This window comes from Phormidium tenue FACHB-1050 (assembly GCF_014696925.1).
In the GTDB taxonomy this organism is placed as follows: domain Bacteria; phylum Cyanobacteriota; class Cyanobacteriia; order Pseudanabaenales; family Pseudanabaenaceae; genus Pseudanabaena.
Window position 1 is genome coordinate 50511 of record NZ_JACJQY010000007.1, and the last position, 14573, is coordinate 65083.

The 14573-nt window shown below is 41.5% G+C and carries 10 protein-coding genes; 6 read left to right on the forward strand and 4 right to left on the reverse strand.

Annotated features, from left to right (window positions below; all coding sequences use genetic code 11):
* Positions 1–413: 413 nt before the first annotated feature.
* On the reverse strand, positions 414–1076 hold the full coding sequence (locus H6G05_RS06485) for a hypothetical protein (protein ID WP_190577350.1): 663 nt from the start codon (positions 1074–1076) through the stop codon (positions 414–416).
* A gap of 48 nt (positions 1077–1124) precedes the next feature.
* A complete protein-coding gene (locus tag H6G05_RS06490) occupies positions 1125–1616 on the reverse strand; it encodes a hypothetical protein (protein ID WP_190577352.1) in 492 nt (163 codons plus the stop codon).
* Positions 1617–1782: 166 nt separating this feature from the next.
* Between H6G05_RS06490 and H6G05_RS06495 the strand changes: the two genes are divergently transcribed.
* Together H6G05_RS06495 and H6G05_RS06500 are read left to right on the forward strand one after the other, a co-directional pair.
* The gene (locus H6G05_RS06495) at positions 1783–5007 is read left to right on the forward strand and encodes an ATP-binding protein (RefSeq protein ID WP_190577353.1); all 3225 of its coding nucleotides are present in this window, start codon (positions 1783–1785) and stop codon (positions 5005–5007) included.
* Positions 5007–5435 carry a DUF7680 family protein gene (locus H6G05_RS06500; protein WP_190577355.1) on the forward strand — a complete coding sequence of 143 codons (429 nt, stop codon included), beginning with the start codon at positions 5007–5009 and terminating at the stop codon, positions 5433–5435. Before H6G05_RS06495 ends, H6G05_RS06500 begins: the two co-directional genes overlap by 1 nt.
* 14 nt (positions 5436–5449) lie before the next feature.
* Here the strand turns inward: H6G05_RS06500 and H6G05_RS06505 are convergent, their stop codons facing one another.
* On the reverse strand, positions 5450–7480 hold the full coding sequence (locus H6G05_RS06505; protein ID WP_190577357.1) for a Shedu immune nuclease family protein: 2031 nt from the start codon (positions 7478–7480) through the stop codon (positions 5450–5452).
* Complete coding sequence (locus H6G05_RS25575) at positions 7477–7599, reverse strand: hypothetical protein (protein WP_277874743.1); 123 nt, start codon at positions 7597–7599, stop codon at positions 7477–7479. Before H6G05_RS25575 ends, H6G05_RS06505 begins: the two co-directional genes overlap by 4 nt.
* 94 nt (positions 7600–7693) lie before the next feature.
* On the opposite strand from H6G05_RS25575, the gene H6G05_RS06510 reads away from it, so the two are divergent.
* The 4 genes from H6G05_RS06510 to H6G05_RS06525 are packed head-to-tail and all read left to right on the forward strand — an operon-like array spanning position 7694 to position 14569.
* Positions 7694–10576: a DUF1156 domain-containing protein gene (locus H6G05_RS06510; RefSeq protein WP_199310364.1), complete on the forward strand. Its 2883-nt coding sequence runs from the start codon at positions 7694–7696 to the stop codon at positions 10574–10576.
* Positions 10577–10579: 3 nt separating this feature from the next.
* Positions 10580–11200: a hypothetical protein gene (locus H6G05_RS06515; protein WP_190577358.1), complete on the forward strand. Its 621-nt coding sequence runs from the start codon at positions 10580–10582 to the stop codon at positions 11198–11200.
* Between the two features lie 8 nt (positions 11201–11208).
* On the forward strand, positions 11209–11412 hold the full coding sequence (locus tag H6G05_RS06520; RefSeq protein WP_190577360.1) for a hypothetical protein: 204 nt from the start codon (positions 11209–11211) through the stop codon (positions 11410–11412).
* Positions 11405–14569, forward strand: a complete 3165-nt coding sequence (locus tag H6G05_RS06525; RefSeq protein ID WP_190577362.1) for a helicase-related protein — start codon at positions 11405–11407, stop codon at positions 14567–14569. The genes H6G05_RS06520 and H6G05_RS06525 overlap by 8 nt, the downstream gene beginning before the upstream one ends.
* Positions 14570–14573: the final 4 nt, after the last annotated feature.

Below are 14573 nucleotides of genomic sequence, written 5' to 3' on the forward strand. Positions count from 1 at the left end.
TAGTGTCTTGACTTTTTCTGGAGTGCTATCTTCATCCAATACCTTTCATCGAATTCACTCAAGGATTATGACCTGAATTAACAAAAGCCAGAATGCTTAGGCGGTAGTGATCTATCAAATAGAGGTCGCACCCTTTCTGTGAATCTTATAAATACACCAAGGTTTCATTATATCTTGGTGTATTTATGTAATGACTGCAAGACATTATTATATCTTGCAGTCATTACATAAATAATTGTGATTAAGACTGAACAACATTGTTGGAGTGTTGGTAATTCTCCTAAATCAGATCTGATTGATAGGTATCAGATCTGAGCGTGATGTAAGCACATATTTGCTGAGAAGATTTTGACTGAAAAAATAATCATATAATTACATCTTGGTGTCATCATATAATGATTACAAGATATAATTTAGCCAATCCAAATTTCGTTTGAATTATAGAAAACGCCTTTTTGCTCCAGTTTGAAATCACCTAAAAGTAAACCTAGCCAAATCTCGACGATGGGCAATTGCAAACTATCCTGTAAAGCCAGTAAACGCATAGGTAAAGCATTGATCTTTAGCGAATAAGCGATAGCCTCAATCCAAGCCGAAACATCTTCAGCATGAGCCGTACTAATCGCCCGTTCAAATTCCTCCTCAAAACTAAGCAAACTTTCCTGCTCCAAAGCTTGAATCAAAACCTCCTTATCAATTGCGCCAACTATCGAATTACCCTGTTTAGTCTGTTCAGGAATCTTCCTAGGTAAACTTTGCAAAGGTTCAATAAACTGGTCAAAATCGGCCACCATAGACTGACGCACATAACGAACAAAAGCATCATCAGCCATGATCGGCTCACCATTTACCGCACGAGAATGTAACTCCTCAAATAAAAAATTAGAGCGATTGCAAAACAAATCTGCAATCTGACATACCGCTTCTCCTGCTACTCGTAACTGCGATCGCGTATCGAGATCAACCAGAGTCAGATCCAAAAGCTCAAACACCATTGATAAATTAGCCTCTTCAGGAGTTTGTCTCGCGGTTGAAAGGACATCCCACAAATCCAACTCAAGCTGTTTAACTTGCATAGTTTCTCCAGAAGTTTTGATGGGATTGCGAAACGCTCACAAACCCAATTAGGTAGGATGACAAGGGCAAGGACGCAAAGGGCAAAGCCAAGGATCGAGACGTTCTTGGCTAGCGAATTTCTTAATCCCATAATTTGACTCTAGCAAAACCAATACTTTCTGCACATATGTATGCACCTGAGTCGCTACCATCCCCGCACAATGAATTGGTGGAACCGCCGCAAACTTTTCTTGCCCTTTCCATACTTGCGCCGCGATTGCATGAATCGGCGTATCCGTTCCTGCCTGCCGATAAACCACTAGCACAGCCCAATATACTGACGCAAACTCATCAATATTCACAACTAAACTTTCATCAGAATCACCACGTTTATGAGCGCGAACCAGATTACGGCGATCTCGATGACGAGCATAGGAGCGGCGACTATAGCAAACAGCAGGATTCCAACAGCGATCGCCTAACTCACCATGAAGTTCTTGAGCCTGAGTCGCCGAAAGCATCGCACACTTTTTACATTTCTCTGGAATACTTTTAGTCATATTTAGGACAGAAATAACCTAATAGAAATCGCTAAGACTCCTTCAGATGTGAGGTTTAAGCTCTGGTAGCGTATGCTAGAGAACAAATGTGTTATGAATACATATTGTTATATACAGCTAAAAGCTTACCAATCGTTAACCATAAAAGTCTTGCACTACCGAATCTATGCTCCGATCTATTTTTGAAACCTGTGTACCACGCGATGAGGTGCTTGGCGGTAACTTATCAGAGGATGTATTTGCTGCGAAATTAAAGCAAGTTGTGGATGGTAGTGCGCCTTTAGTTTATCAAGATCCAAATACATTTTTCGCGAATACTTTTCCGACAAATGGACTCAAGACTCTGATATCCGAAGTATTTGGGCGTTTAACAGGTGCAGATACAGGTTCGCCTGTAATTCGCTTAGAAACCAGTTTTGGAGGAGGTAAGACCCACGATGAAATCGCGATTTGGCATATTGCGAAAAATGGAAGACAAATAAGTGGGTTAGATAGATTTGTAAATGACATTACAATTATTCCAGATCGCCCGATCCAAGTAGCGGCGATCGCTTGTCAAGATCTTGACCCAGTAAATGGTGTATTGCATGAAGAGTCAGGGATAAGAGTACATACACTTTGGGGTGAAATCGCTTATCAAATTGGCGGGGTAGAAGGCTATAGCTTGCTTAGAGGTTCGGATGAGCAGAAAGTTAGCCCAGGAACAGTTGTCATCGAAAAACTGACCAAAAAAGAACCGACGGTAATCATTCTTGATGAAATTGCTCAATATTTGCGCCGTGCTAAAGCAATTGCCGTAGGCAAAAGCGATCTATCTGAACAAGTCGTTGCATTTCTATTTACACTGATGGATTTAACGGCTGCCTGTAACAATATTGTATTTGTCTACACTTTAGCCTCGATATCCGATACCTTTGGCGCAGAAACCAACGATCTAAAGGAAGCATTGCAAACGTCGGCTCGACAAGAACGGGTACTTAGTCCCAGCACAGATATTGAAATCTACAACATTGTTAAGCAGAGAATTTTTAAGAGTATTGACGATAAAGCTGCTGATGTTGCGGCAAAGGATTATTTAAGCGTTTATAAATCCAGTCGGCTAAATCTACCTGATGGGTGTAAAGATGCGAACCATGCTCAAGTATTGAAGTCTAGCTATCCATTTTCTCCAGAACTATTTGACTTATTAACCAAAAAAATTGCATCTATTCCTAATTTTCAGCGTACAAGAGGGGCGTTGCGGTTACTTGCGATGGTGGTAAGGCATCTCTGGCAAGATATGACGGTATGGATACCAATGATTCATCCACACCATATTCCCATTGGTTTAGATGAAGGTGTGACCAGCGAATTTACGTCACGATTAGAGCGTCCATTGATGCGAAGCCCAATCCAGGCAGATATTTTTAATACTGATGGGAAACTTGCTCATGCCCAAATACACGATCAAGAGTGGGAGGCAGCAGGCAAGTCGCCCTTTGCGACATGGGTAGCGAGAACAATCTTCTTGCATTCCATTAATCAAGGTACATCCGCAGGTATCCGTCGCGCAGAGCTAAATTTAGCTTTGCTGATGCCCACTGTTGAAATTAGTTATATTGAACCTGTGTTAGATCGATTAACGAGCGTGGCATGGTATCTGGATATCGATCCGATTACGACGATCGCACGTTTTAAAGAAGAACCATCGATCAATAAAATTATTGCGGAAGAGAAAGAACAGATTGGCAATCTCACAGCGAAAGACCATCTGCGATCGCGTCGCGATAGTATCTTTGCCAACAAAGTATTTACCTTAGTAGCTAGTCCTGAAAGTTCGGGAGATGTTGATGATAAACCTGATGATATTGCGCTTTGTGTAATTGATTTTGACCAAGGAACCGTGAATGCTTCAACCGATGTTGCACCGAATCTAGTTGAGCAAATTTTTAATAATACTGGTGAGTCTGGTAAGTTCCGCACATTTCGGAATCGATTGCTTTTTTTGGTGGCAAATAAGCAGGAACTAGATCGGGCGATCGACATTACTAAGGAGCATCTTGCCATTCAAAACATTTTGAAGTCACCAAATCGCCAAGAGGACTTATCAGAAAATCAGCGTAAGCAATTGCGTGAAAGAGGTGGTATCAAAGACCTAGATGTAAGAGTTGCCTTAACAAATACCTATCGCCATCTTTTTTATCCAACTAACGATCCAGTCAAAGCACCGAAAGGATTGCTCCATTTCACTTTACCTGCGGAGTCATCAAGTGATGTCAAAGGCAATAAAAACCAACAGGATGTGATTCTCAAGTCTTTAAAGGATTGTCAAAAAATTCGTTTAGAAGATGCGGGAGCATTTGCACCTGCTTACATTCTGCAAAAGGTTTGGTTAGCAGGAATAGAGCATTGGACAACAAGAGCATTAAAAGAAGAATTTGCCAAAAATCTAGGATTACAGATGTTGCTTGATGCGGATATTCCCAAACTAAGAGAAACCGTCCGTAAAGGTATACAGGAAGGTCAATGGGATTTAAAAGTTGGTGCTAAGGTCTATATTCGTGGTGATGATGGTAAGTTGCCAAGTCTACCAGACACAATTGAATTTTCCGATCGCATGGAATTATATCGGCGTGGTATTCTCAAGCCACCTGAGCCGCGTGTGATCGAGTTGTCTGCTCAGGTGATGCCCAGTAGTGAATTAGCAAAAACTGTGAATTTACGGTGGCGATCGCAGGGAGCTTTATCGGTCAAGCTTTATCAGGATGGAGTACCAATCGCTGGTGAATTTTTGCCATCGGATAGTCGTCAGGTACAAATTAGTCAAACCACGATTTTTAAAATTGTGGCTGACTATGGCAATGGGGAAACCGCAGAGCAGGAAACTAGAGCCGCAATTGTTTCCTATGAAACTCCCACTAACATGGGTTCGGCGACAAATGGACATGATGCACCTTCAATTTTTGAAGTAAAGCCTGAAACGATTGATCTGTCTGGAACTGTTAATGCTGCGTTTACAGGATTTAGTGATCGCTGTTCTGATTACAAAGTTAAAAACATTCAGAGTATCGAGATTACGGTCGATCAAGTGATGGACTATCGCAAGATTACGACATCTTTCCCGTTACTCGGTAAACTTACCTTTGAGATTGATCAAAAAGCAACAATTCAGATGGACAAGCAATTTGTGCGTTTAGATTATCAAGGTGGATTGCGTGGTTTTCAAGGTTTCTTGAATCCTGTTAATTCTCTTTTAAATACTGAGGGAGTTAGAGCTAATGTGAGTCTCAAGCTAACATTTACCTTTGAACCTGCGATCGCCACTAATGGTAATGAGTTAGTAATCTTACAACAAGCTTTACTGCGTAATCCTGTCGAGCGTCTATCTTTAACAGCGAGGGTAAGTTACTAATGCAAGAGTTTCAACTAAGGGTTGTACCCACAGATAACAATAATTTTGCTTTGGAGCTATATCAATGTGCTTATAAGCAAGCGGGTGAGAAAAAGCGTCCTGCGGCAAAGCGGATCGGTAAGCTCAAGGGTAATGCGTTAGTACTGACCAGACAGGCGATCTATGCGGCACTGAAAGCAAATAAGTACGATCCCAAAACTTTGAAATGCGATCGCCAAGCGCCCTATATCCTTGATGAACAATCAGGGGTAAGTTTGGCTTTGCTATTTCAGACGGTACAACCACTCTCGAAGGAGGAGAGGATTGCCAATATTGCTAATGGTGTGACGGCGATGAGTAATGAGGAGGCGCATTATTGGTTTGCAAAGGTGTCCAATGGGTCTAAAAGAAATGCTCTTAAAGCGATTCGGGTATTACTAGGTGATTAAATAATACATTTACCTTAACGTGTTAATGGTAAGTGAAGTTTTTCAAACAGAACATTATTACGTTTCTTCGCATCAGAAACAAGTTTGTCAAAAGAGATGATTTCTATATAAGTGTTTAGATTTGGATTGAAGTTAAAGTATCCCATTTGGTCAGGAGCTACAGTAAAACCAGCATATTTTGCAAGATCTCTAATCTTTGGTGTCAAATCACAAATAATATAAGCATAGAAAGGAATATTCTTTGAGATCGGAATTAATCTTCCTTCTTTATCTGTAGTATTACCTTCTTGAATCTTATTGATGTATCCAAGAACTTGATTGATTGGGTTTTCATCCTCACTATATCCCTTACGCATAGGGCGCTTAAATTCGATGATCACGACAGATGAATAGGGAGTTTCACCCTCTACAAAAGCAAAAGGATGATTAAATACTACAAGATCTGGGCGATCGTTACTCTCTATTGACATCCCCTCTAAATTACTAAGTGGAACATCTGATGCAAGGTATTTATGATACGCAAGTTTCTCATCTATAATCCATAAGTTTTGTCGATCAAAATCAACATTATCTGAAGTTGTTTTAATTGGAAAGATCAGCTCATGAATATGTTTCTCCAGCTTATAATTACCTTCCTCATCACGGTTTAAGTGACTATCTAGAAGATCTAAAAGAGTTTTTCTATGAACAATATATTGAGCGAGGTTTGCTTTGCCAAAGTCATTGAATTGTTCGATAAACTTGTTATATTGTTGAGAATAGTCAGGATAATTATTAAAATCATCAACAGTTGCAGTAAGAAAAGTTTGACTAAGCTCTTTGATTTCAAGTGTAACTTTTGCATTGAGCTTATATAAGGCAAGGTCAAGTTTATCCTCAGATAAACCTGCTTCGATATTATCTAGAAGTGCAGGGTGATGTCTCAATAGTGACCGATACTGAGGAGCCTTAGTTGTAACAAATCTCTGTACCTCTAAAAATTTATTGTCTTTAATACCTTCTAGCCAAGGAGCCAAGTAGTTTTTTACTTGAGAAATTGTTTCCTTTTTGAGTTCATCTAAGGTAATCTCATCTGGAAAGTCAATCTCGGAAGAACTGGTCATATTAAAGTTAGTTCGCTCAGGGTTTACTCGCTCGTCAAGATAGGCTCCTGTGACATAAGCCAAATATGTGAAAGGATTCTCTTGATCGTCTTTTAATCGTTTGTTTAAGTCAGAAATGTAGCTGCTAAGCTTCTCATTTATTACTTCTCTATCTTGACCACAAAAATATATCCTGTGTTCAGATTCTTCGCTACCATATAGTTTTAAGCTTTTAATCTTGAATTCTTTTGCTTTTAGAGTAAATATTTCTTCTCTAGAGTTTGCCTCAACTGTTTTGGAGAAAAGACTATTTAATTCAAATGTCTCATCGCCATCATGGACGTAAATTTTGGGACATGATTGTGACAAAAAGAAGACTAAGCAATGCTCAATAATTCTTTTAGATATAGTCTCAGCCTTTTGAGGACAATGCTTACGATAGCTATCTTTGAAACCCAGCAAATTAACTTCGGTTCTCAGACTATCAGTTTTTGCTGCGACCTCTTCTACCAAATCTGTAACTGCTTCATGTTGGAGCGAAAATCTAAATTCTCGCCTATATGGCTTATTGTCAGACTTGTATATGCTTTTAATAAAAACTGAGTTAAATACTTTTAGCCATAGGAATCGTCCAATACCTTTCGCGCCTTTTTCAATTTTCCGAGCAGAATCTGAAGTGAGAAATGATTCAAAATTATCATTATTGAATCCTATTCCGTTATCAGCAATCTTGAAACCTGTGATTGGATAGATGTTTCGTGAATTGTCTACTAGGTTTCCTTGGGATTCGTTGCGTTCAATAGTAATCCGAATCCAGCCATCCAAGATACCTGCTTCCTCAATTGAATGGATGGAATTTACAATAGCCTCATAAAGTGGCATCAATGCTTTGCTAGTTGGTAGGGTCATATTTTTAACCCTACCAACTAAGTTTACTTTCATCTTTGCTTGAGCCATATTCATACACTTACTTCACAATTGTGCCTTTCTTCTTCGACAATTGCGCCCAAAAGCTTTTCGACCGCTACTTCATCATCAGTAGCGATCGCCCTAAACATTCTTTTGAGCAGATCAGCTTTCACAGAGCAAAACGTTTGGTAACACAGGTATATACGCTCAGTTTAGCTGATAATGTCAATAGATCTGTCAAAAGTATGATTATCGTAACTAATATCCATGCCTGATACTGAGCCAAAACGCAAACCCGTTTTTATTGAAAAGATTATGCCTGTGAAGCTTCTGAACGAGCAGGTTTACTATGAAAACGGGGGCAATCCGTTTAAGGGTTTGCATCGGTGGTATTCGCGGAAGCCGTTGTCTTTTAGTCGGGCGAGTGTGTTGGGTTCGCTGTTGCCTGCGGATATCAGCATGGAGGAGTTTGAGTATTTGTTGGGGTTGGATCAGGCGAGAACAGATCGGCGCGAGACTGAGAAAGAAAAAAACGATCGCCACCAACGTACAAGGCTATATAAAACGCCGCCAACTCCTGAGCGGGTGAAGCGCGTGCAGGAGCTTTGTGAGCAGATGTGGGGAGATAAGACTCCTGCGGTGTTAGATGCGTTTGCGGGTGGTGGGTCGATACCTTTTGAGGCGGCGCGATATGGGTTGCGGGTGTTTGCGTCTGACTTGAATCCTGTGGCGGTGGTGACGATGAAGGCAGCGATCGCTTTTCCGTTACAGTTTGGGGCGGCGTTGCAGGAGGATATTGATAAGTGGGTGAAGTGGGTTGGTGATGAGGCGGAGGAGCGGCTAAAGGATTTTTTTCCGTCTCAGGATGGGGAGAAGGTGCAAAATTATCTCTGGGCGCATACTGTGGTTTGTCCGAGTTGTCAGTCGGTTGTGCCGCTTAGTCCGAATTGGTGGCTGAGTAAAACGAGTAATTATGCTGGTAAAGGTCAAGAGAGAAAGGTTACAACTGATTGGTATGCGGTTAAACCGATTCCGAATCTTGCAGAAAAACGGGTTGATTTTGAATTGATTAAGGGTAAAAAGAGTAAAAGTAATTTTATTCAAACTCCTGATGGTGATTACGATCCTGATGATTTTTCTACAATCGCTAGAGGCGTTGGAAAATGTCCAAATTGTGATTCTGTTATTGAGAATCAATTTGTTATGCAAGCTGCTAAAGATAAACAGATGGGGTATCAGCTTTATGCAGTAGCTTTTAAAAGGGGTAAGGGTGGATTAGAATTTCGGATTCCTATTCAGCAAGATTTAGAGGCTTTTAGTTTAGTTTCTGAGAAGTCACAAGAGAAAACTGATTGTTTTGATAGTTTAATTCCTAATGAAATAGTTCCAGAGGGACAAGATTTAGATGAGCAAATTAGAACTTTTTGTCCGACTTGGAAGGATATGTTTAATCCTCGCCAGCTTTTAACTTTGGCGACTTATGTTGAGATTATTAATGAGGCTAAGGAAAAGATTAGAGAGGAATTAGGCGAGGAAAAATTACAGGCTATCCTTACTTATTTAACTCTAATTTTGGATAGATGTGTTGACAAAAACTCTCGGCTAAGTAGGGTTAATCCTGCACTAGGAACAACTGAAGAAGCATCTAGTCAGCATTCCTTAAATTTGATGTGGAATTATGCGGAACCATCTGGAAAAGAATATTTATGGCAATCATGTCAGTATGGCTCTAAAAACTATTCTAAACTTTGTGAAATACTTGGCACTAAAATAAACTCATCCAGCTTTCAAGAAATAGAAAGTCATACCGAAAAAACCTTTCAAATTGATTCAGCCTCAGCAGATAGTCTATTTCATTTAGACGATCAGAGCATTGATGTGATCGTCACTGATCCGCCCTATTACTCCACAATTCAATATGCAGAATTATCTGACTTTTTCTATGTTTGGCAAAAGAGAATCTTAGGCGATATATTCCCAGACCTCTATTACACCGAACTCACTGACAAAGATCGCGAAGCAGTCGCCAATCCCTCTCGCTTCCGAGATATGGGAGTCAGCCCTAAAGAACTCGCCGATCGCGACTATGAAGCCAAAATGCAAAGTGCCTTCGGTGAATATTACCGAGTTCTCAAAGACAACGGCGTAATGACCGTGCAGTTTAACCACAAAGACTCTGGCGCATGGGATGTTCTCGCCCAATCCCTAATCGTCGCAGGATTTGAAATCACCGCAAGCTGGGCAGTCAGCACCGAAAACCCGCAAAACCTGCACCAAGCTCAGAAAAATAGCGTCTCTAGTACCGTCCTGCTCATTTGCCGCAAACGCGACCCCAACGCAGGACAAGCATGGTGGGATGATCTCCGCCCCGAAGTCGCCAACCTAGTCGAACAACGCGCCCCCGAATTTGAAGCTAATGAGATTCAAGGCATAGACCTTTATCTCAGCGCCTTTGGTCCTGCCCTTAATGTCTTCTCCCGCAACTATCCCATCCTCGACAGCACAGGTGAAGAAGTTCGACCTGAAGTAGCCTTTGCCGAAGCCCGTAAAGCTGTAGCCAATTACCGCTTCCGCAAACTTGCCCAAACTGACACCGCAGGATTTGACCCACTGACGCAATGGTATTTCCTCGCTTGGGATGCCTTCCAAGCCCGTGAGTTTCCCTTTGATGATGCCCGACAGCTTGCCCTCGCCGTTGGCGGCTTCAATGTTGCCGACCTCGGTAAAACCTACAAACTCCTCGACATCAAAAGCGGTACTTGCAAGCTCCTCAGCCCCGATCAACGCTACAAAAAACACGCTTTCTCCCTCGTTGACAATGAGTTTTCGGCACGTTATCTCATTGATGGACTGCACGCGATTATCGCTATCTACCTCGAAGAACAAACCATCGAACCCGTCCGCCGCTTCATGAAAGCTACAGGCTTAGTCAGCAATGAGATGTTTATGCGAGCATGGGAAGTAGCCCTGCGCGTCATCCCCCACATCAGCGATCCGCGCAAACGCATTCCTGAAGAAAAAGCCCTTGCTGACCTGTGGCTTGCTATGGATGAGATTAAAGCTAAGGTTAGTTATGTGCAGCCAGAGATTGACTATGCAAGTGGTCAGATGGGTTTAGATTTTGATACAACAGAATTACAGGAGGACTAGATTATGGCAACAGTTAAAATTCCAAAATCCAAAAAGAAAAATTTCTCTAGTTTTAGTGTTGGTGAAGCCTATAAACAGTTAGGAATTATTACATTGCTCCCTTGGGAATTTGAAAGTCAACCACTCCCAATAACTGATTTTTTCAAAAAAAGACTAGAGCGATTACAGAAGCGTTTTGACCTCCGCAGCTACGAAGAATCGAAAAAATTGCTGATCGATGCCTTCTGTGAAGAAGCAATGGAAGATTTCGACCAGCTTAAGATTTGGAAAGGCGGCAGGTTAGAAAGTGACTTATTAATTGGTAACGCTGACTATTTGATCGCTCAGAAAAAAGACTATTTAGAAGCTCCATTTGTTTGTATTGTCGAAGCAAAAAAAGACGACTTTGAACAGGGACTAGCACAATGCTTAGTGGAAATGCAAGCTTGCCAATGGCAAAACAAACAATCGGGGAAGCTGATTGATGTATTGGGAATAGTGACGAATGCAAGAGAATGGATGTTTTATAAACTTGACCTGTCAGGTAAAGTTTATGAGAGTAGAGGCTATATTGCAGACGATGCAGCCCTAACCTTGGGAGCATTGCACTACATTTTCCAAGAGTGCGAGAAAAACTTATTTTAAATGTTTTTATGAAACAAAGCATCAAGACTGAATCTGAATACGATCGCGTACTAGAGAAAATTGCATTGCTAATGAATGCTAAGGCTGGTACATCTGAAGCTAATGAGTTGGAAATGTTGGCGATCTTGGTTGAAGCCTATGAAGACAAGCATTATCCAATTAACCCACCCACCCAATTAGCCTCGATTCAATTTCGTCAAAGTAATGAGTAAAAAACTAAGCGATCGCCATTGGAAAATCGGATATGGCAGTGATGAAGATAACTTAATCACTGACTTCTATATTCCTGCCCTCGAATGCGCCCTGCAATACGATCGCAAAGCAGGATTTTTCAATAGCAGTATTCTCAGTCGCGTAGCTAGAGGCATTGGTGCATTACTGGAAAATCAAGGCAGAATGCGCCTAATCATGGGTTGTCAGTTCTCACCCGAAGACTTGCAAGCCGTCCAACAGGGTTACGCCTTGCGTGATGCTTTGACCAGTCGCCTAGATACTGAACTCACCCCACCGAGCAACTTTGCCCAACTCAAGCATTTTGAAATCCTTAGTTGGTTAATTCAAAATGAATATCTCGACATTCGCATTGCCATACCACTCAAGCCAAGCGGTCAACCTGACTCATCCGAACGAGTTCTCGATCCGCAACATCTCTTTCACGAAAAGGTAGGTATTATCTCTGACGCGAATGGGGATTGTCTTGCTTTTAATGGCTCTAACAATGAGTCAATCGGGGGCTGGCAAGCCAATCGTGAATCGTTTCATGTCTTCTTTTCATGGGATGGCGGTAGAGATTTACAACGGGTACAACATGAAAGCGATCGCTTTGAACGTCTATGGAAAGATGAACTTCCCAATGTGCGAGTATTTGAAATTCCCACAGCCGTAAAACAAAAGCTATTGCGCTATGCTCCAACCCAAAAGCCAGACTGGAATCGACAAGCTGAATTTGATGACCGTCCGATCGCAACAAAGCCAGAAATATTAGAACTGCCTACTGAAGAAACTACACCACCACCTCAAGTAGAAATCCAAATCTCTAAAGAAGAAATACAAGCGGAACGCGAACAATTTATTCAACTTGCCAATATTCATGACCATGCAGGTTGTCTAGACTTTTCCGTTAAGTCCATTCCTGTCAAACCTTGGGCGCACCAAATGAAAATCTTGCGTCGGATGGCTGCCGAGTTTCCCCGTAATGCCCTAATTGCCGATGAAGTTGGCTTAGGTAAAACCATTGAGACGGGTTTAGTATTGCGTTACTTACTGCTGTCCAAAAAAGTAAAACGGGTTTTAATCTTGGCTCCTGCCAGCGTTCAACCTCAATGGCAAGAAGAAATGCGTGAAAAATTTAATTTGCATTTCTGGTCGTATGGCAAAAACGAACTTATCGATCCTTACAAACAATCAGTCACAGTTACAGGCAATCCTTGGAATCAGAAAAACTTAGTCCTTGCCTCTAGTCATTTGGTACGCCGCAAAGAGCGAATGCAAGAGTTATTAGAGTCTGAACCTTGGGACTTAGTAGTATTGGACGAAGCACACCATGCAAGGCGTAAAAGTCCTCAAAATCGTAAGGATACTCCCAACTGTCTACTCGAATTAATGGCGCAACTTAGAGCGCATACCCTAGCTCTCTTGCTTCTTTCGGCTACCCCAATGCAGATCGACGCGGTGGAAATGTTTGACCTCATTAAATTGCTTGGTTTAAAAGGTCATTGGGAATTTGCCGATGCTTTTTGTGATTACTTTGCGACCCTATCCGAACCCGCCGACAAGCATAATCTCAACTTTTGGCAAACCATGTCTGTCGATTACTTTGCCAATGGAGGCAAGCCTTGCAGTAAGATTCAGCAAGCATTAGAGACTAGCGATCGCCTGTTGTCATACCAAATCGAAGATATTTGGCAAACTGGTCAGAAGATAACTAATCCTCAAAAATACCTAGCTGACGATAATTTCATCAGTGAATCGAAAAAGTTTCTCGCCGCCAATACCCCAATTAAAGACCTGATGTTTCGCCATACCCGCGATACCTTGCGCGAATATTACAAACGTGGCTTCTTAGATAAATCTGTACCAACGAGAGAGGTATTTGATAATGCAATTACCCTAGAACAAGAACGGGAAGCCCATTTATATCGTGAAGTCAGCGATTATGTACGCCATTTTTACCGTCTCGCTCAAAAGGAAAACCGTAAGGCGCTAGGGTTTCTGATGACGCTATATCGCAAGCGCTTGACCAGTTCTTTTTATGCGATCAAGAAATCTTTACAACGGAGACTAGAGTATCTATTGACTCAACAAGGTAGCCTGTTTGGAGAAGACGATCTTAGAGATATTGACGATGCTGATGATGCGATTATCGAAGGCTTAGAGTCCTATATGGAGCCTATCGATCCTAAAGAAATTGAATATCTACAAGACTTATTGCAACAATTTGATAACACTGGAGAAGATACCAAACGTTCTGAATTTATCAAAAAACTACGTCAAGAATCCTTAGAGCGTGATAGTGCGATCGTCTTTACGCAATACACCGACACGATGGACTATTTACGCGATACCTTGATTCAGCTATACGGCTCACAGGTTGCTTGTTATTCAGGGCGTGGTGGTGAACTCAATCGCGATGGTACATGGCAGATTGTCAAAAAAGAAGAAATCAAAAGGCGATTTCGCGATGGAGAAATCAAGCTCTTACTTTGTACTGAGTCAGCCAGTGAAGGACTAAACTTGCAAACCTGCGGTGTTTTATTTAACTACGATATGCCTTGGAATCCCATGCGTGTAGAGCAACGTATTGGCAGAATCGATCGCATTGGTCAAAAATTTGCAACGGTCAGAATCCACAACTTTTACTATGACGGCACGGTAGAAGCAAAGGTTTATCTCAAATTACGCGATCGTATCAAAGCATTTAAAAACGTTGTCGGAAATTTACAGCCTATACTTGCTCGCGTACCTACTTTTATCGAAAAAGCGGTAATGAGTGCAGACCCACTCGAGGAAGATGTTTTACTATCAGAATTTTTTGAAGCTCCTGATGCTCCATCCATACAACTAGCACTTGATGAAGCTGTGGCAATGGATGTCGAAGCCGATCTTGCCGAATTGCGGAAACCTATACCGAGATCGCCCTTTGACGCTGAAGCGATCGAGCAAATGTTTACGCGATCGCTTCTACTGCAAAAATCTGGAATCACCTTTGAGGATTCAGGAGACAAGGTTTGGACAATGCAATTACAGCAAAAGTCTTATCAGGTTACTTTCCACCCTGATACCTTTGATGAGCATCCATCTTTACGGTTGATGACCTTTGGCGATCCTCTTTTTGAGTATCTCTTGGCAATTAGTTTAACAATTCTGTAAAAAC